18 protein-coding genes are annotated in these 19,407 nt (G+C 52.6%); 5 read left to right on the plus strand and 13 right to left on the minus strand.

From position 1 onward, the window contains the following. The first annotated feature begins 235 nt into the window (after positions 1–235). A complete protein-coding gene (locus NT073_RS22355; protein WP_297377871.1) occupies positions 236–643 on the plus strand; it encodes a T9SS type A sorting domain-containing protein in 408 nt (135 codons plus the stop codon). 83 nt (positions 644–726) lie between these two features. Here the strand turns inward: NT073_RS22355 and NT073_RS22360 are convergent, their stop codons facing one another. Beyond that, on the minus strand, positions 727–1,959 hold the full coding sequence (locus NT073_RS22360) for an acyltransferase (RefSeq protein WP_297377873.1): 1,233 nt from the start codon (positions 1,957–1,959) through the stop codon (positions 727–729). 132 nt (positions 1,960–2,091) lie between these two features. Here NT073_RS22360 and NT073_RS22365 point away from each other — a divergent pair, with 132 nt between their 5' ends. Then, positions 2,092–2,508, plus strand: a complete 417-nt coding sequence (locus NT073_RS22365; protein ID WP_297377874.1) for a MaoC family dehydratase — start codon at positions 2,092–2,094, stop codon at positions 2,506–2,508. A 70-nt stretch (positions 2,509–2,578) separates the two neighbouring features. On the opposite strand, the gene NT073_RS22370 is transcribed toward NT073_RS22365, so the two are convergent. Together NT073_RS22370 and NT073_RS22375 are read right to left on the minus strand one after the other, a co-directional pair. Then, entirely contained in the window at positions 2,579–2,758 is a 180-nt protein-coding gene (locus NT073_RS22370) for a histone H1 (protein ID WP_097128479.1), read from the minus strand. A gap of 145 nt (positions 2,759–2,903) precedes the next feature. Then, complete coding sequence (locus NT073_RS22375; protein WP_297377879.1) at positions 2,904–4,208, minus strand: pyridoxal phosphate-dependent aminotransferase family protein; 1,305 nt, start codon at positions 4,206–4,208, stop codon at positions 2,904–2,906. A 243-nt stretch (positions 4,209–4,451) separates the two neighbouring features. Between NT073_RS22375 and accC the strand changes: the two genes are divergently transcribed. After that, on the plus strand, positions 4,452–5,951 hold the full coding sequence (gene accC / locus NT073_RS22380; RefSeq protein WP_297377881.1) for an acetyl-CoA carboxylase biotin carboxylase subunit: 1,500 nt from the start codon (positions 4,452–4,454) through the stop codon (positions 5,949–5,951). 39 nt (positions 5,952–5,990) lie between these two features. Here the strand turns inward: accC and NT073_RS22385 are convergent, their stop codons facing one another. The 5 genes from NT073_RS22385 to adhP form a co-directional block, all read right to left on the minus strand. Beyond that, positions 5,991–6,875 (minus strand): cation diffusion facilitator family transporter, encoded by an 885-nt coding sequence (locus NT073_RS22385; RefSeq protein WP_297377884.1) that lies wholly within the window; start codon positions 6,873–6,875, stop codon positions 5,991–5,993. Between the two features lie 112 nt (positions 6,876–6,987). Continuing rightward, complete coding sequence (locus NT073_RS22390; protein WP_297377887.1) at positions 6,988–8,163, minus strand: efflux RND transporter periplasmic adaptor subunit; 1,176 nt, start codon at positions 8,161–8,163, stop codon at positions 6,988–6,990. After that, positions 8,153–11,266 carry a CusA/CzcA family heavy metal efflux RND transporter gene (locus NT073_RS22395; protein WP_297377890.1) on the minus strand — a complete coding sequence of 1,038 codons (3,114 nt, stop codon included), beginning with the start codon at positions 11,264–11,266 and terminating at the stop codon, positions 8,153–8,155. Before NT073_RS22395 ends, NT073_RS22390 begins: the two co-directional genes overlap by 11 nt. Before the next feature lie 92 nt (positions 11,267–11,358). Next, the gene (locus NT073_RS22400) at positions 11,359–11,751 is read right to left on the minus strand and encodes a hypothetical protein (RefSeq protein WP_297377893.1); all 393 of its coding nucleotides are present in this window, start codon (positions 11,749–11,751) and stop codon (positions 11,359–11,361) included. Positions 11,752–11,873: 122 nt separating this feature from the next. Then, positions 11,874–12,902: an alcohol dehydrogenase AdhP gene (gene adhP / locus NT073_RS22405; protein WP_297377895.1), complete on the minus strand. Its 1,029-nt coding sequence runs from the start codon at positions 12,900–12,902 to the stop codon at positions 11,874–11,876. A gap of 192 nt (positions 12,903–13,094) precedes the next feature. Between adhP and NT073_RS22410 the strand changes: the two genes are divergently transcribed. Continuing rightward, positions 13,095–14,036, plus strand: a complete 942-nt coding sequence (locus NT073_RS22410; protein WP_297378376.1) for a 1-phosphofructokinase family hexose kinase — start codon at positions 13,095–13,097, stop codon at positions 14,034–14,036. A gap of 209 nt (positions 14,037–14,245) precedes the next feature. Here NT073_RS22410 and NT073_RS22415 read toward each other — a convergent pair whose 3' ends face one another. From NT073_RS22415 to NT073_RS22430, 4 genes are all read right to left on the minus strand, one after another. Further along, on the minus strand, positions 14,246–14,641 hold the full coding sequence (locus tag NT073_RS22415) for a hypothetical protein (RefSeq protein ID WP_297377898.1): 396 nt from the start codon (positions 14,639–14,641) through the stop codon (positions 14,246–14,248). Between the two features lie 12 nt (positions 14,642–14,653). Beyond that, the gene (locus NT073_RS22420; RefSeq protein WP_297377901.1) at positions 14,654–15,535 is read right to left on the minus strand and encodes a universal stress protein; all 882 of its coding nucleotides are present in this window, start codon (positions 15,533–15,535) and stop codon (positions 14,654–14,656) included. After that, on the minus strand, positions 15,514–16,374 hold the full coding sequence (locus NT073_RS22425; protein ID WP_297377904.1) for a universal stress protein: 861 nt from the start codon (positions 16,372–16,374) through the stop codon (positions 15,514–15,516). Before NT073_RS22425 ends, NT073_RS22420 begins: the two co-directional genes overlap by 22 nt. Before the next feature lie 101 nt (positions 16,375–16,475). Continuing rightward, on the minus strand, positions 16,476–16,718 hold the full coding sequence (locus NT073_RS22430) for a hypothetical protein (RefSeq protein WP_297377907.1): 243 nt from the start codon (positions 16,716–16,718) through the stop codon (positions 16,476–16,478). 181 nt (positions 16,719–16,899) lie between these two features. Between NT073_RS22430 and NT073_RS22435 the strand changes: the two genes are divergently transcribed. Further along, positions 16,900–18,036 carry a L,D-transpeptidase family protein gene (locus NT073_RS22435; protein ID WP_297377910.1) on the plus strand — a complete coding sequence of 379 codons (1,137 nt, stop codon included), beginning with the start codon at positions 16,900–16,902 and terminating at the stop codon, positions 18,034–18,036. A gap of 27 nt (positions 18,037–18,063) precedes the next feature. Here NT073_RS22435 and NT073_RS22440 read toward each other — a convergent pair whose 3' ends face one another. Next, the gene (locus NT073_RS22440) at positions 18,064–19,182 is read right to left on the minus strand and encodes a Gfo/Idh/MocA family oxidoreductase (RefSeq protein WP_297377913.1); all 1,119 of its coding nucleotides are present in this window, start codon (positions 19,180–19,182) and stop codon (positions 18,064–18,066) included. Positions 19,183–19,407: the final 225 nt, after the last annotated feature.

Genomic DNA, 19,407 nt, shown 5'->3' on the forward strand with positions numbered 1-19,407 from the left:
ATTATATACTTCCGGGCATTGGCTTCGACCCTAAGCTCAACAAAATTGGGGCCTAAACTGACGCTTTCCTAACCTACCGGTTGCTCAAACATACCGGTTTCAGTCCATTCATCAATTTACAGAACCGCTCCAGTAGTTTGCATTACATAGTACTGTCTGTAGCCTATATCTTTGTTTCACCAATCGGCAATAACCCGACTCGCTTTCAACTCAAAACATTTAAACTATAAACATTATGAAAACGCTCGTCAAATCCCTCGCTTTAGCTTTCTCTCTGGCTGTTGTCACAGCGGCTGCTTCTTTTGCCAACATCGCCGAAACCAACCCAATTGGTCGCCCCTCGAAGGTTGCCACGTACAAAACTGGTATATACACGACCGTATCGGGTAAGCTGAACATTGCCCTTGACAAAGAAACGAACGGCCGTGTCGACATTCGCCTGAAAGACACAAGCGGTAAAGTCTTATACGCACAATACCTGGGCAAACACGACAAAGGCTGCCGCCTGAGCCTGAACCTGAGCGATCTGGAAGATGGCACCTATATGCTGGAAATCAGCAATGGTGCCGAAACTACGACGCAAAACGTGGTTTTGTCGACTAAGCAACCCGCCACCCCCAATCGTTTGGTTGCCATTAATTAATGTCTGCTATCCTTTCTCACCAATAAAAAAGGTGCCCATCTATTTGGGCACCTTTTTTATTGTACAACCCTGAAATTAGTTTTCTATCGATCTACCTGTTCGCCAACCAGTTGTGTTGGCTCCTTGGCCGACAGGCGTTCCCGCAGTTCGGTAACCGGTTTTTCTAAGAATTTATAAAGCAGCGTCGACAGAATCAGTACCAGCACCCAGAAAAGGCCAACTTTTACCCAACCCATTGCAAGTGATGTGGTGGGTATGCGGTCAATGAATGTCATCATAATGGGCGTCAGGTTGAGCAGATACATGGAATAGGAAATCAGGCTGATATGCGTAATGGCCCGCGAAATGCCAAACTTCGCCCATCCCCCCGTAGCTGTCCGCCAGCCGTCCATGTAAGGCATCAGCAGCGCCATACTCAGGCCAATGACCGGAAAATAAACGGTGCGCTTGTAGAATGTATACGCCGGAAAAAGGCCCATGTTGCCATAAAATTTCAGGATAACGATAGAGGACGTGAAGGCCGCCAGTACTGTCAACCCTAAGCCCAGCCAAAGCCACCGCCGTCGCAAGGCATCATTTTGCCAGGCAACAGGAAAATAATGTTTGACATAGGCAGCCAGTACACCATACGAAATGGCATCCAGACGAGTCATGACGATACCCCGATACCCTAACTCACCCTCCGAAACCGGAACCTGGAGGGCTGTAATAAACCGGTATAGATTTGTACCAATAATAACGAACAGAATTGCCGCCAGAACGATCCGCTGCCGCGACCACTGCCCAGCCAACAGACGGTGCATTGCCCAAAGTACCAACGGCAGGGTTATATACGACCATTCTTCAATAGCTAAACTCCATGTTTCGGGAAAGAAATCAGGTACGTAGCTGGCAAAGTTCTGCACGAAAAAATAATACCTGACCAGTGTTCCCGCGCCGGGAAGCGCATTGGGCAGACCATTTGCCCAGGCTCTCAGGAGCGATAGCAGAATAATTCCGGTCAGGACAAGGTAATAGTTTGGCAGTGTGCGAAACCAACGGCGGGTCCAGAAATTAAGCAGCAGTTGCCGGTCGAAGGTTTGTTTCTTTTCGTAAGACCGGATCAGTATTCCACCAATCAAAAAACCGCTCAGCACAAAGAACAGCTCGACACCATCGGGCAGCAGGTGGTGCCAGAACGCTCCGCTATAATACTCCTTGAGGGCAATCGTTGCGTGGGCATCTACCACAATCAGAATGGCAATGGCCCGCATCATGTCTAACCCGAATACGCGCCTGGCTGTCGCTGTATCGAGCGAAAATAGGTTTCTCAGCATAATTCACTGCGAAGGTACTAGAGAATTACGAATGATAGCCGGGCCGGCGAACCTGTGATGAACGATTTATCGAGACATCCCTAACTTTGCCGATATCCAATGCAATTCATCTCGTATAATTCATTTTCTGATATGACTCCAGACTTTGGCCTCAATGCCGTTCATCGTTATTCGTTCCGATTTTCACAGACCGATGTAGTCGATTTTGCCCGCGTTACAGGCGATAATAACCCGCTTCACCTCGATGCTGACTTTGCTGCCCAAACGCCCTTTAAACGCCCAATTATTCACGGCATGCTGGGGGCGAGTGTATTCACAAAAGTACTTGGCACCGAATTTCCGGGCTACGGCTCCGTTTATCTGGGGCAAACGCTGGAGTTCTTACGGCCTATGTTTGTCGATACCGACTACGAAGCCACATTTACGGTACAGTCGATCGATTCGGCGAAACACACGGCGCAAATTCTGGGTGAGATTCGTGACAAACAAACGGGTAAGGTGACCACCAAGGGCGTGGCAACACTGATGCACCGCGAGAAAATTATGTAAAAAAAACTCCCTCGCCTGGCAGATGCACTAGTGAGGGAGTTTTTTTTAGCGGTCCGAAAAGACCTGTTACTTACGCGGCACCATTCTTTGCATTCTGAACTTCAGAACGAATCTCCTGTGCTAACGTCTTCAAATCTTGCATTCCTTTACGAACGCGAGTTCCGGCAGCCTGGTTATTTTTTTCGTAAAATTTCTCGAAATCACTTTCAAGCGACATAACCAAATTCTTTACTTCATCGAAGCGTGCCATAGCGATTTGTATGGGTTTAAGTGTATGAAAAATGCCCAAATTCCGCTAAAAACGCGGTTTTCGACTGAAATTTAGTCATTCTCTCATACAGCGCAATAGGCAAGACAAAAAAATAGCCAAAAAATGCAACTTTTCGACAAAAAGCCTACTCAGCGGCTGCTTCAGCCGATACTTCTATCGTTTCTGAAGCAATTTCGGTGGTTTTTTGCCTGTAGTCGCCTTTTGCCAGCTTTTCGGCTACAGCCGAGAACGCTTCGAGGGTTATTTGCACATCGTCGAGGGTGTGAGCCGCCGTTGGAATGATACGCAACATAACGATCTCTTTGGGCACAACCGGATACACAACAATTGAACAGAAGATACCCCGGTTTTCACGAAGGTCGCGGATGAGGGCGGTCACTTCAGGAATGCCACCCGTCAGATTTTGCAGCAACACAGGCGTAACCGGCGATTGAGTATCGCCAATATCAAAGCCACGTTCTCTCAGACCATTCTGTAAAGCGCGGACGTTTTCCCAGAGCTTGTCGCGGAACTCGGAGGAGTTACGAATCATGTCGAGTCGCTTCAAACCACCGACCACATACGGCATCGGCAGTGCCTTGGCGTACGTCTGCGACCGCATGTTGTACTTGAGGTACATGATAATGTCGTGATCGGCGGCAATGAACGCGCCAATGGCGGCCATCGACTTAGCGAAGGTCGAGAAATACAGGTCGATACCATCCTGGCAGCCCAGCATTTCACCAACACCAGCACCGGTAGCACCCATGGTGCCAAAACCGTGTGCGTCGTCGACTAACAACCGGAATTCATATTTCTCTTTCAGGGCAACGATTTTATCGAGACTGCCTACTTTTCCCGACATCCCGAAAACGCCCTCGGTAATAACCAGGATGCTTCCGTTCTTTTCGGCCGCTTTTTTGGTAGCCCGCTGGAGGTTCTTCTCCAGACTTTCCATGTCGTTGTGGTTGAACTTATAGTATTCGCCCATTTTCGCTTTGTGCAGACGGATGCCGTCGATCAGACAGGCGTGGCACTCGGCGTCATAAACGATCACATCACGGTGGTCAACGACAGCTTCGATAGCCGACATAACACCCTGGTATCCGTAGTTCAGCAGGAATGAGTCTTCTTTACCAACAAACTCGGCCAATTCTTTTTCAAACTGTTCATGCAGGTCGCTATTACCAGACATCATCCGGGCACCCATCGGATAAGCCAGACCCCACTGTGCTGACGCTTCGGCATCGGCTTTCCGGATTTCCGGATGGTTACCCAAACCCAGGTAGTTGTTCAGGCTCCAGTTAAGTACCTCTTTGCCGCGAAACCGCATATGTGGGCCCAGCTCGCCTTCAAGTTTTGGAAACGCGAAATAATGGTGCCCGTTGAACTCCCGTGCGGGCGAACCGATGGGACCTAAGTTGTTACGTAGTTTCTCAAATAAATCCACTTATTGCTATTGTTTATCAGGGCAAACCCCGGTTTTTTACAGAGTAAGTGCAAAAATACGGTTAACTTTCGGTCACACAAACTCGCGCCCGTAAAATTCAATTCGATAATCATTTTGTCACAAAATCGTATTATTGGTTATTCATTGTAAAGAAAGCCGCCAACGCCCTGAAACCCATACTTTGCCGGAATGTTACGCCAGCTACAGCCCGGTTATTTATTCTTAACATTACCAAGTAGTACCGTGCCAACTATTCAGAAAATTCTTGTCGCCAATCGGGGCGAAATCGCATTGCGGATTATGCGCACCGCCCGCGAAATGCGTATAAAGACCGTCGCCATTTATTCCGAAGCCGACCGAAATGCTCTTCATGTCCGCTATGCCGACGAAGCGGTATGTGTGGGGCCTGCCCCTTCCTCCGAATCGTATTTGAAAACAGATGTCATCATTGATGTCTGTAAGCGACTAAATGTCGACGCTATTCATCCGGGGTACGGTTTTCTGTCTGAAAATGCGGGTTTCGCCCGTTCTGTTCGTGAGGCTGGATTAATTTTTATTGGTCCCTCACCCGAGAGTATCGAGGTGATGGGCAGCAAATTGGCGGCAAAAGCAGCCGTGGCCAATTATAACATCCCAATGGTTCCCGGCACACCATCGGCCATCACCGACAGGGCTGAGGCCAAAGTCATTTCGGCGAAAATAGGCTACCCGATTCTGATTAAAGCCAGTGCGGGCGGGGGTGGCAAAGGAATGCGCGTGGTGGAAAGCGAAGCCGATTTCGATGAGCAGATGGACCGAGCCGTGAGTGAAGCCATTTCGGCCTTCGGCGATGGGTCGGTGTTTATCGAGAAATACGTCACCTCACCCCGTCACGTCGAAATTCAGGTGTTGGGCGATCAGCACGGTAACATCATCCATTTGTTCGAGCGCGAGTGTTCGGTGCAGCGCAGGCACCAGAAAGTCGTTGAAGAAGCTCCCTCGGCCATCCTAACGCCCGAAATCCGTGACGCCATGGGCCGGGCCGCCGTCGATGTAGCCCGTGCCTGCGGCTACTACGGCGCAGGCACGGTTGAATTTATCGTTAACGATACCCTCGATTTCTATTTTCTGGAGATGAACACCCGACTTCAGGTGGAGCATCCCGTAACGGAACAGATTACGGGCGTCGATTTGGTGAAGCAGATGATTTACGTCGCCGAGGGCAAACCGCTCGCCATCCGGCAGGAGGACTTAGCCATTAAAGGTCATGCCGTTGAAGTGCGGGTTTATGCCGAAGACCCTGCCAACAACTTCTTGCCCGATGTAGGTACGCTCGATACGTACATCCGGCCTCAGGGCAACGGTGTTCGGGTCGACGATGGTTTTGAGCAGGGCATGGCAATTCCTATTTATTACGACCCTATGATTGCCAAGCTCATCACTTACGGCGACACGCGGGATGAAGCCATCCAGAAAATGATTCGGGCCATCGACGAGTACCAGATTTCGGGCGTGCAGACGACGCTGCCGTTCTGCCGCTTTGTGATGGAGCACGACGCCTTCCGATCCGGCCAGTTCGACACGGGTTTCGTGAGCAAGTACTTCACCCCCGACAAACTAACCCCTGCCCCCGATGCCACCGAGCAGCAACTAGCCGCCGTTCTGGCTGCGTGGCTGATGGAGAACAATACCCCCAAAAGCACTGGAACTGCGATACCAACAACAGCCACCAAAAGCAGGTGGAAAGCGAATAGGCTGGGATAAGCATTTTTATTGTTCCGGTTGTGCCGGAACAACAAAAAATCACACCGGTTCAATGTGCACCAGCACGTCGTATACGGCGGGTCTGGCATCCAGAATAGCCGCTTTTACAGCATGGGCGATGTCATGTCCCTGGCTAACAGTCAGATTACCGGGCACACGAACATGCAGATCTACGAAGTATTCGAAGCCTGTTTTACGTACCCTGAATTTATCGATGCCTTTCACCTCCGGAACCGTCATGGCCAGCGTTTGCAATTCCTGCTGCCAGTCACCTTCGGGGGTTTCATCCATAATTTCGCCGAAAGAGGGGCGAAAAATATGGTAGGCGTTGTAAATGATAAAGCCCGATGCCAGCAGAGCCGCCCAGTCATCGGCACTTTCGTACCCCGGCCCGCCAATCAGGGCAACGCTAATCCCGACAAAGGCTGTTAGCGATGTGATGGCATCGCTGCGGTGGTGCCAGGCATCGGCTTTTACGGCGCTGCTTTCCGTTTCATGCCCCACCTGCGCAACACACCGGAACAGAACTTCTTTCACAATGACAACGCCTGCCAGCACCGCCAGCGTAAATGGAGCCGGGGTTTCGTGCGGTATGCGAATATTCTGGATACTCTGCACGGCAATCAGAATAGCGGCCCCTACCAGAGCGAAGGCCACCACGATAGCCGCCAGCGGTTCGGCTTTGCCATGCCCGTATGGGTGATTGTGGTCGGGAGCGCGGGCGGCCGTGCGAAGGCCTACCCACACAAAGATGGAGGTTACTATATCGGTGGCCGATTCCATGGCGTCGGCAATGAGGGCGTAGGAATTGCCCAGCCATCCGGCCGTACCTTTCACCAATACCAATCCGATATTGACGGCAATACCTACCAGCGTCGACTTCTGTCCACGCTCAGCCTGATGGGGTTTAAGTTGTTCTTCCATTGATCTCTTATTGTCAGACAGCTAATTCAATTAATAACATATATCCCGGACGGCCACATCCGGGCGAAAAATAGGTTGTATATGCACCCGGACGCGGCCGTCCGGGCTACAGTCAACCGGCTGTTTTGGCCCGTTCAGCACTGATAAAGTAAGCCCCCTGACGGACTATTGACGAAGGGTCTATTGTAGATGGTAACCTAACTTCTGTCCGATGGTTTTGCGTAAGCCCGGTCTGAATGGGAACCAGCCTGAATTGATAAATTTCTGACCGATTAACAGCCTCCCGAACATACATAAAGGTCTGGCTCCCCTGATTAACCAGCGCATCCTCCGGCAAGGCTACCACTTTGCGGGGATCGGCCAGAATGGTGGCCCGCACGTAGGAGCCCGCAAAGAGACGCCCCTGCGGATTTGGCAGCAAATTGGCATGGACTAGAATTGTTTTTGTCTGGGCATCGAAAGCCTGCCCTACCCGGTACACCTTCGCCTGCATTTCGCCCGACTGCTGCTGCGGGATGGTGAACCGAACGAGCTGGCCTTCGCGTACATGCCGGATATCATTTTCGAACACCCGAAGTTCAAGGTACAGGTGTTCTTTACTGACAATCTCGACCAGCACATCCGTTGTACCCACAAACTGGCCAAGCCGCAGGTTTACCTTATCGACATAACCGCTGATAGGGGCCAGCAACGGAATGGTGCGGCTTATAGTGCCGTTTCGAAGGGCTTCGAGCGGGATATGTAGCTGCGCCAGTTGGGCTTCCAGCGAACTTAGCAAGGCACGAGTTGTTTCGAACTCTGCCGTCGACTGCTGGAGCTTCCGGCGGGCACCCACTTCCTCCCGATTGAGTTCCGTTTGCCGATCCAGTTCCTGCCGCTCAAACCGGCTTCGGGCAATGGCCTGTAAATACTCCTGTTGCAGTTTCACATAGTCAGGGTGTTCCAGCACGGCCAGCACCTGCCCTTTATGGACAAAATCGCCCTCTACCAGGCGGGCCGACCGGACAAAGCCCCCCATCGGCGCACTAACTGTCGCCCACTGGTCGGGGGGTGCTTCGAGTTTGCCCGTTGCCTGAATCGTTGCGCCCAGCGTCAGGGTATCCGGACCACCCAACTGGATGCCCGTTTCCCGGAATTGAGCCGCACTGATGGTAACCGTATTTTTGGGTGGAGCCGATGTTTTGCCGGGTGTCTCCTCCGGTTTGTCAGCGGGCGACGAGCAGGCCGTCAAACCAGCCAGTCCGGCTATGAACCAGATCGTTAGTCGATTTATAGGTTTATTCTTCATGATTGATGCGTTTATGAGAATCCGCTGCTACCAGACTATAAATAACCGGCAGCACCACCAGCGTGAGCAAAGTAGCCGATACGAGTCCGCCAATGACGACGGTTGCCAGGGGTTTCTGCACTTCGGCCCCGGCCGAAGTCGACAGGGCCATTGGCAGGAAGCCCATCGAAGCCACGGCGGCCGTCATGACCACGGGCCGGAAGCGCACCGCCGTTCCCTGTCTCACCCGTTCCATGACATTGCCTATGCCCTCGGCTTCGAGCTGATTGAAATAGCTGATGAGCACAATGCCGTTGAGGACCGCAATGCCAAAAAGCGCAATGAACCCAACCCCCGCCGAAATGCTGAACGGCATTCCCCGCACCCACAGCGCCAGTACGCCCCCAATGGCCGAGAGCGGAATGGCGGTAAAAATCATGAGTGCCTGCCCCATGGAGCCGAAGGTAAAAAACAGCAGCAGACCGATCATGACCAGTGCCAGCGGCACCGCAACGGCCAGCCGCTCTTTGGCTTTGACCAGATTTTCGAACTGCCCGCCATAGGTGTAGCTGTATCCCGGCGGTAGCGGTACGTCTTTGTCGAGTACCGCTCTCATCTCGCCAACCAGACTTTCCACATCCCGGCCGCGCACGTTGATTCCGATGGTAATCCGCCGACGGGCGTTGTCGCGGGAAATCTGCATCGGTGCATTTTTGTAGCTGATCAACGCGAGTTGATCCAACGGCACCTGCTGGCCGTTCGGCAGATCGACGTAGAGTTGCCGGATGTTGTCGATGTCCTGCCGATAGGTGCTATCGAGCCGCACAACCAGATCGAAGCGCTTTTCACCGTCAAAAACCACCCCGGCGGTCTCGCCCGCGAAGGCCGCTTTGAGTACCCGGTTCAAACTCGCCACCGACACACCGTACTGAGCCAGCCGGGGCCGGTTGTATGAAACGACCATCTGCGGCAACCCGCTGATCTGCTCTACTTTCAGGTCGGCCACGCCGGGGATTACTTTCAGTTTAGCCGCGGCCTGATTGGCTTTGGCAAAGAGTACATTAAGGTCTTCGCCGTAAATCTTGACGGCAATGTCTGATTTCACACCTGTCATCAATTCGTTGAACCGCAATTGAATGGGCTGGGTAAACTCCAGATTAAGGCCGGGCAGCACACTCAACGCCCGTTCCATCTTCCGAATCAGTTCTTCTTTAGTCGATGCCGTTGTCCAGTCGGCGGGTTCTTTGAGCAGCACCATCACGTCGGCGGCTTCAATGGGCATGGGGTCGGTGGGGATTTCGGCCGTGCCAATTTTGGAGATGACTTCGTTTACTTCGGGAAAGCCGTTTTTGAGAATCGTCTCCATCCGGCGGGTTGTCTCGACCGTTTGCGACAGCGACGAGCCGGGTTTGAGCGACAGGCTGATAGCAATATCGCCTTCATCGAGATTAGGAATAAACTCCCCGCCCATCCTCCCGAACAGCCAGACGGCCCCAGCCAGCAACAGGACCGATGCCGCCAGAATACCTTTCCGCCAGCGCAAGGCCCCATTCAGCAGGGGCGCGTACACCCGGTAGAGAGCTTTCATGATCCGGTCGGCCAGGGTGCCCTCTTCCTGGATGTCTTTGCGGAGAAGGGTGGCCGCCATCATGGGTACGTAGGTCACGCACAGGACCATTGCGCCGATAATGGCAAACCCGACCGTTAGCGCCATTGGCCGGAACATCTTGCCCTCTATATTCGTCAGCGACAGAATCGGTACGTACACGATCAGGATAATCAGCTGACCAAAGAGGGCCGACCGCATCAGCCGGCTGGATGAATCCAGCGCGATCTCGTCCATCGACTGCGACCGGGTAGCCTGGGTGTGCACAATCTGAAAAATCATGCTTTCCACGATAATCACCGCGCCGTCGACCAGCAGCCCGAAGTCGATGGCTCCCAAACTCATGAGGTTGGCCGACACCCCGAAGACGTGCATCATACCCAGCGCGAAGAGCATACAAAGCGGAATGACCGATGCCACCACCAGGCCCGCCCGCCAGTTGCCCAACAGCAACAGCAGCACGGCCATCACAATAAGCCCACCTTCGAGCAGGTTTTTGGCGACGGTATGAATGGCCTTATCGATGAGCACCTTCCGATCCAGAAACGGTTCGATAACGAGTCCGGCGGGCAGGCTTTTCTGAATCTCGGCAATACGCGTTTTTACCCCTTCGATGGTTTTTTCGGACGATGCCCCTTTCAACATCAGCACGATGCCCCCCACCACTTCGCCCCGCCCGTTGCGGGTCATGGCCCCATAACGAACAGCGTGTCCGATGTCCACCTGCGCTACATCGCGCACGAGAATGGGCGTTGGCCCGGCGTTTTTGACAACGATCTGGCCAATCTCTTCGGGATTTTTCACCATTCCTTCGCCCCGGATAAAGAACGCTTCCGGGCCTTTTTCGATGTAGCTGCCCCCAGTATTGGCGTTGTTAGCAGCCAGGGCATCGACAACTTCGGTGAGGGTGGTGTTCATACCCCGAAGCCGCTCGGGGTCGATCCGAACTTCATATTCTTTTAGATAACCACCCAGACTACTGATGTCTACCACACCTGGCACGCCCGCCAGCTGCCGTTTGATAAGCCAGTCCTGAATGGTTCGTAAATCAGTGGACGAATACCGTCCCTCAAACCCTTCTTTGGGACGAACAACATACTGGTAAATCTCCCCTAAACCAGTGGTTACCGGGGCGAGTTGAGGGGTACCTGCCGTTAGTTCGGCCTCCACGGTTTTGAGTTGTTCGGCCACTAGTTGCCGGGCGAGAAATGTTGGTGTCGACTCCTCAAAGACCACCGTGATAACGGACAGGCCAAATCGGGATATGGACCGGATTTCGGTAACGCCTGGCACATTCCGGAGTGTTGTTTCGAGCGGAAACGTAATAAATTGTTCGGTTTCCTGAGCCGCCAGCGAGGGCGCCTGTGTAATCACCTGAACCTGATTATTGGTAATATCGGGAATAGCGTCTATGGGCAGTTGCCGCAGGGCATAGGTTCCCCAGGCAATGAGTGCCACGACGCCCAGCACCACCATCAATTTCTGACGGATGCTAAACTGAATGATCTTTTGCAGCATGATTGGCTAACTCGTTGAGTGACAAAGCCACGAAGCCGATACCCATGCTCATACAGCACAGGTTCGAATGGCCTGATAATCAAAAGAGAGTGTTAGCCTAAGCGGGGCGGCTGAAACAGCGGAGAATCCGCCTGGAAGGAATAGAGATTTTCGTACGAAAAACGCACGGGCAGCAGGATAAGTAATCCGGCCGCTACATCGGGACGCCATTGCAGGTACGTCAGAATAAAGACAAAGCCCGATGAGAGGTGGTTGTACATGGGCAGTTTAACGCCCTTGTGCGGAGTTTTGGCGTGTTTGGAAGCTATGTTATAGTGAAGCTCCAGAAATTGCCAGAAATCGAAGCCGTCGCCAGCCGCCTGCTTGTGCAGCTTGTAATGCGACACCAGGCCGGGGAGTTTGTATACCTCCTCCACATCGGTCTGCGGAAACAGACTTCCTGCCAGCATGAGCATCCCCAGAAAAAGCGCCACTACCGATTTCATGCCGCAAAGGTACAGCTCAATCTGTTTGGTTCCGAGTTAAAAATTAGCTGGAAGTGAGCGGAGGGCGGCAGCAATGGATCAAAGGCCATCGCTGCCGCCCTCCGCTCACTTCCAGCTAATTTTTATTGAAAATCCAGAATAACGCGACCGTCAATCTGCCCCGCTTTCATATCGGCAAGTACCTGGTTGATGTTGTCGAGTCGTTCGGTCCGGTAATGGACGTGTACTTTGCCATCGGCGGCAAAAGCCAGACTTTCGGTTAAGTCCTGCCGCGTACCCACAATGGAGCCACGAATGGTTTTCCGGTTCAGGGTTACGTCGAAGATATTGATATCAAAATCGCCCGGTGGTAAACCAACCAGCGAGAGCGTTCCTTTCCGGCGCAGCATATCTACGCCCTGTGCGAAGGCCGCTCGGGAAACGGCGGTCACCAATACGCCATGCGCTCCGCCTATTTTGTCCTGAACAATAGCGGCAGGGTCTTCGGCGGACGCGTTTATGGTTAGATCGGCACCAACTTCGTTCGCCAGCGCCAGTTTTTCGGGGCTGATATCGACGGCCACCACGTGCATACCCATAGCTTTGGCATACTGAACGGCCAGGTGACCCAGCCCGCCAATACCCGAAATAACCACCCATTCGCCTGGTTTCACTTCCGTTTCTTTCAGGCCCTTATATACTGTCACGCCAGCACAGAGGATGGGGGCTGCGTCGATGAACGACAGGCTATCGGGAATATGCCCCACATAATCGGGATTGGCAACTACGTATTCGGCATAGCTCCCCTGCACCGAATAGCCCGTATTCTGCTGATTATGACAGAGTGTTTCCCAGCCCGAATAGCAGTATTCGCAGTGCCCGCAGGCCGAGTACAGCCAGGGAACACCAACCCGTTCACCTTCGTGGATATGGGTTACGCCCGCGCCCACCCCCACAACGGTACCTACCCCTTCGTGGCCGGGAATGAGTGGCAGGGTGGCTTTCACGGGCCAGTCGCCATCAATGGCGTGCAGATCGGTATGACAAACGCCACAGGCGGCTACTTTAACCAATATCTGACCGGGGCCAACGCTTGGCACCGGAATCGTTTCAAGTTGTAATGGCTGCCCATATCCGTGCAGGACAGCCGCTTTCATCGTTGCTGGAATCATGATTTGGCGTGTTATAAACTATGACACAAACCTACAGGAGTCTATCCTGCCGCAGCATGATGCCGATCAGTTCGCCAGCAAATCTGCATCATGGAAAGCTGCCTGCGCACCCACCATCTTTACCCACCAAGCCACGTGACAGGTGCACCGACTGACTGGTTCGTGCCTCACGTTTATATAAACGTACATAATATGCTCGTTACGCTCACGCTCAACCCGGCTGTGGACATTAGCATGACCATTGACCGACTGATCCCCGAACAGAAGCTCCATTGCTCTCAGCCCCGTTACGATGCTGGTGGGGGCGGCATCAATGTATCTAAAGCCATTCATCGGCTGGGCGGTGCCTCGACGGCCCTGTTCACGTCGGGCGGTTCGGCGGGGCTTACCCTACAAGACCTGGTAGAAAAGGAAGGCATCGACTACGAGATAATCGGCATTGATGGCCTGACACGTGAGTGTTTTGTGGTTACAGAAACCATTCCCAACAATCAGTTCCGATTCGGTACGCCCGGCCCTATCCTCAGTCCAGGTGAGGCCAGTCCCTGTCTGGCCCAGCTGAAAACAATATCCGACCCGGTCGACTATCTGGTTGCCAGCGGCAGTTTACCACCCGGCCTGCCAACGGATTTCTACGCGCACATTGCCCGTATTGCCAAACAGCGAGGTATTCGCCTGATTCTCGACACGGCCGGAGAAGCTTTGCAGACGGCTCTTGAGGAGGGTGTTTTCCTGATTAAGCCTAACCTGGGCGAACTGGCTCACCTTGTGGGTGTAGAACGGCTCGAAACGGTGCAGATTGTCGAAGCGGCCCAAAGCCTGATTCAGGCGGGCCGCTGTGAAGTCGTTGTTGTTTCGCAGGGTCCGCGGGGGGCTACGCTGGTAACATCTAACGAGCAGGAGTTTGTGCAGGCGCCCCTGATTGAAAAAGTCAGTACCGTGGGGGCCGGTGACAGTCTGGTTGGGGGAATGGTTTATGCCCTGTCGCAGGGGAAATCGTTTAGCGACATGATTCGGCTGGGCGTCGCCTGCGGAACAGCCGCCACCATGAACCCCGGCACCGAACTCTTTCACAAAGCCGACGTCGACCGATTGCTGAGCTGGATTAACCAGCAGCAGACATGCCGGGTGTAGAAAAGCCTGTTATAACCAGCCCTTTTGCCAATCGAAGCGAACTTCGACTCGCAAAAGGCGGTCTTACACTCGGTTTCACAAAATAAAAAGAACCACAGAGCCGCAGGGTGCACAGACTTTACGGTGGGATGCCTCTGTGTTCACTGCGGCTCTGTGGTTACGTACCTTTCAGCAGCTTTCTGCCGTCGGGTACGACAGACACAAATCACTCAAAACGTTGGCTGGAGAACCATGTACTGGCGGATTTCGGATTTAAATGTGCGAAAGTCGGCATGGAAGCTATCCATTTCCTGACGCAGGTACTGGTGATTCAGGCGTGTATCGGCATCCAGCACATGATCGGCCCGGACACCGGCCGCCACCTGCTCATCGACATCCCGGATTTCGTCCAGCAGCCGTTTGCTCAGTCGCCGAAAATGGTGCAGTTGGCTAATCTCTCCTTTCCAGGTATCGGATTCGGTCACCCGATCGGACAACCCTTCGCTCAATGTTCCAAGCAACTCTTCCCAGAAGTTAACCTCCTGGAGAGCCAGTTCGAGTTCGTTTCGCCAAATCCGCTGCAAGAGATGCACATCTGTGAGCTGGCGGTATTTCTCGGCTTTCATACTAAATTTCAGTTAAAGGTAAGTAGCAAATGGAAGGCTGTCGGGCTCGGCGGTGGTGCTCTCTCCGGATGATTTTACTGAACCGGAATCGTACAGCGTAAGCAGAGGCACACGCGGGTGATAGGCTATTGAGCGGGTAACGCTTTTGTTGCGCAGCACATCCAGGAACCCTTTATGATGGGGTAACAACACCAGCAAATCGACGGCATGAATATCCAGATAAGCATTAATGCCCTTCAGAACATCATCATTGTGAATCGTGTACGCATCGGTCCGAACCGTTGGGAAAGCCCCCTGTACATACTCCCGGCTCAGTTCAGAGGTGGCGGGTTGATCGGGTTTTACAATGGTCAGCAGCGTGAGTTGGGCGTTTTTCCGGTTGGCAATGTCACCCAGTATTTTAAATGACTCGACATCATTGACCGACCGGTAATCGGTAGCCAGCACAATCTGTTCGAGGTGTCGGATGGGGGACAGCGCCGGAACAACGAGTACGTTAGTCGTTGCCGTTCGAACCATACCGGTCGCAACGCTGCCAAACAATTCACTGCGACCGGCACCGGTTGCACCCACCACGACCAAATCGAAGTACTCCTGATGTAGCATCACATCTACTGCCGTTTCCGGACTACCCGGCACAACCACGTTTCGGTAGGTATGGTACGAGGGTGTTGGCTGTTGAGTAAGCTCATGGCGAAGTGCTATCAGTGTTTTTTCGGCCTGTTCGCGTTGCTCAACAACCAGAAAGGCCCCGCTGAATCCTACTTCCGGTTCAAGGGGAAAGGCATTTAACAGGCAAAAGTCCGTTGCCGTGTCGGCAAACAGGGCTTGGGTGTAGGCAATGGCGTGCCGTGAAGCCGCCGAAAAATCGGTCAATAATAAGATTTTGTACATAGCAGTGATGTGGTAAATGGTGAAGAGGCAGGGTTGTAGAGCGTGAGTACCGGGACATCGGGCGAATAAACCAGCTTGCGCGTCGTGCTTTTACCCGACAGCGCGTCGGTCCGGTCTTTATGTTTGGGAATCGTTACGAGCAAATCGGCCATATGCCCGTTCAGATAGGCATCTATGCCTTCTTTGACAGAAGGTGCCTGTAGCCGGGCAATAGCCGGTTTAACCGGGCCGAAAAACTGCCGGATACGCTGTTGTTGGTCCACATGAATCATCTTTTTGCCCGGTACATCAATCGTCAACAGGGTCAGAATCGCTCCTTTGAGCGCTACAATATCTTTGACGGGCTGAAGCAGCTCCCAATTTGTCAGGCTGGAGAAATCTGTAGCCAGCACAATCCGGTGAACGGACCGTATCGGCAAATCGGCGGGTACGATCATCATATTTGCGGTCAGATGACGGACCAGTAGCGTGGCGCTGTTTCCAACCAATTCGTTCGTTCCATCTTTTTTAGCGCCCAGAATGACCACATCGTAAGACTCTGACCGGAGGGCGCTCCGCACTACATCGAGTAACGTACCGGGCAAAACCGATGCCCGAAAGCTGTGCCAATCTTTAACCGACTGTTGGCGAACATCGGCAATAACGGCCTGTAGCTGATCGGCAAAAGCGGTTTGGATGGTTTGCGTTAATTGCGATGTATTGTAACCCTTATCAGGCTTGTTGGGATAGGCACAAAGCAGATGAAAATCGGCAATTGACTCACTAAAAAAAGAGCGGGCGAAGTAAAGAGCGTGGCGCGACGCTTCCGAAAAATCAGTTAGCAGGAGTATCTTTTTCATGCGTTGCTGACGAGTAAAAGAGGGTCCAGAAATAGCTGCTGGCAGATACCGATACGAACAATAGCGGATTCGCCGAAAACAAAATCAATACTCACCCCCGGTCATTGGACAATGATTTGCTGTTCGTCCTGGTATTGCTGCTGTCCATCAGTCCAGTGCAGCATGGCCCGCCAGACACCTTTGGCCAGTTGGGCAGTGGATACAACTTTTCGGGGTCGGTTACTGGCCATGATGGGTACCCGGACATCCTCGCCCGTTGCTGGAGCGATAAAGGTTACATCCCCTTTTTTGAAGGACATCGGCAGCACGAAAGCCAGCAGGTGGGAGGTCGGTTCAAATGTCATAGCCTTGTTGAAAAGTATAAAAGAACAGGACAAATGTGGCCGATTAAAATGAGCTGCGATCTGACTGCCATCAGGTATGAAAATGATTAAATTCAAACTAAAAGCTGAATCCGATCATCCGTGAACCAAGGGAATAGCGCCACCTTTGTGTGACTCATTACTCCCTCACAATCTGTCACTTATGATCCGCCTGCTACTTACCCTGCTGTTCGTATGCACAGTATATTCTGTAAAAGCCCAATCCGATGCCGACTGGCTTCGGCTTCGTCGGTATGCCGCGGACATTGGTGTTGATAGCTTGTGCCATACGCCCGACGCCCCCTGCCTGAAACAGTATTTTACGCAGATCGTTTACGGGCGACCCCCCCACCATGTGGGCTATCAGGGCGTTCCGGAGTCGATGGATACGCTCCGATTAAACCGGCTTACCCGGCAGTTTATGGCTGGCGCAGACTGGTTTCCATTATTGGATTCGCTCGAATCACCGGATCAAAGCTACCGGCAGTTGAAAGAGTATTGTATGCGCTGCCTGATCGATGACTATATGGCCGACTCCCTCACAATCGAACAGGTTCAGGAAACACTCAATACGTACCGGTGGCTCAACCGATTCCGCAAGAGCAAATGTATTGTTGTCAATATACCATCGGCCACGCTCCGGGTTATCGACCGGCAGGGGAAAACGCTGCTCAGCAGCCGGGTTGTCGTTGGCAAAGCTGATACGCCAACGCCCCTGTTTACGGCGTTCATTCCTAGTCTGGTCATGTACCCCTACTGGAATGTGCCCCGCTCCATAATGGTTAAAGAAATGCTGCCCAGGATTCAGAAGAACCCAGCTCTGGTGCTGAGCTTCCTGAAGCTGGATGTTATTGATGCCAAAGGACGGGTGGTAGACCCCAAAACAGTAAACTGGTCGGTGTCCGCGTCGGCCGTTTACAACGGTTCATTCCCCTACAGACTGCGGCAGGCGACCGGTTGCGCCAATGCCCTGGGTGTACTGAAGTTCAACATAAGCAGTCCTTACGATGTATATCTGCACGATACCAACGCCCGGCACGCCTTTGCCAGCGAAAACCGCCAGTTGAGCCACGGCTGCATTCGGGTTGAGAAACCAGCCGAACTGGCCAATCTGCTGCTGGGTTATACTCGTTTTAGCGACGACTACCTGACAAGCTGCCCTAAAAATGTCAGCCCTAAAACGGTTCCGTTGCCCGTATCGGTACCTGTTATTACAACCTATAACGTGCTGGACATCGACGCAGCAGGGGCCATTCAGGTTTACCCCGACGTGTACGGAAAATGGCGACTGGCGCTGTAGTTTAGTGACTGGGTTAGCAACTGACGCTTACACCAGATTCACCTTTTGTCCACTAATGGCCGCTTTGTAAATACCTTCCAGCACCCGCATATCTTTACGGCCTTCTTCACCGGATATATGAGCAGGTAAGGGCTTATTCGACAGTATATGCCGGGCAATGTCGTCTACCTGAGCCGCCTGCTGGTTAACAACCGGAAAAGTAAACGCAGCCTGACTGGTTCGGCCTTTAAACGGTCCATAGCTTAACGCCGGTTCAAGTTCAAAATAACCCTCATCGGCCGAAGCAAAAAACCGATCAATGTTACAATTTGAGGTACATGACGATGTGCAGACGGCCCCACCGGGAAAATAAAGTTGCCAGGTGATATTCTCCTCCACCTCTTTGAACAGATGAGGCATGGTAACCGGTCCAAATTGAGCCGTCACCGCCGTTGGTTCCTCTCCCAGTACATAACGGCTGCTCTGAACGCAGTAAACCCCCAGGTTCATTAGGGGACCACCACCCGCCATCGCTTTTTTCAAGTGCCAGTCATCGGGACTTATTCCGTCCAGCCGATAGCCTAACGAAGCCTCAATCAGGCGTACCTGTCCGAATACCTTCTGTTGACCTAAACGTTTCAGCTCAATATGATGAGGATCGTAGTGTAACCGATAGCCAACCGCTAACTGGACACCCGCCTTCTGGCAGGCATCAATCATTTCCTGACAGTCTTTCTCGGTAAAAGCCATCGGCTTCTCAACAATAACATGCTTACCCGCTTTGGCAGCCCGCAGGGTAAACTCTTTATGCAAACCGTTCGGGAGCGTAATGTACACTACGTCGATATCCGGGTTGTTGGCGATTTGATCAAAATTCTGGTAGGTGTAGCTATTCTTATCCGGGAGTCCGTATTCTTTTTTCCACTGAGCCGCTTTCGCTGGCGTGCCTGTAACGATACCCGCCAGACGACAGAACTGCGAAGCTGCTATCCCACCTTTAAGAACATTGGCATAACGACCCAATCCACAGAGGGCAATAGTTAATTTTTTTCCGTCAAACACGTTCGCTCGCTCCTGAGCCATGGCCACCAGAGAGGGCGAAGCCATAACCCCGCCAATGCCCCATCCGATCTGCTCAATAAACGTACGCCTTGAATAAGTTGTCATGTTCGTAAGCCCTTTAGTGCAGTGTACCTGCTTGCCTAACAAAAGTAGCCCGGTAGCCAGAAGTCTGCTCTAGTATTCCATAAGCGGGAGTATAAAGGGACAAGCGAAACGAGCTTGCTTTCGGGCAAGATATCCCCTAACCAACTTATACACTAAAAAGCCTGCAACGAAGTCGTTGCAGGCTTTTTTTCAATTCCCCATCTCTACTCAGTGCACAGTACCAAT

Source organism: Spirosoma sp., from assembly GCF_026391055.1.
Lineage (GTDB): Bacteria > Bacteroidota > Bacteroidia > Cytophagales > Spirosomataceae > Spirosoma.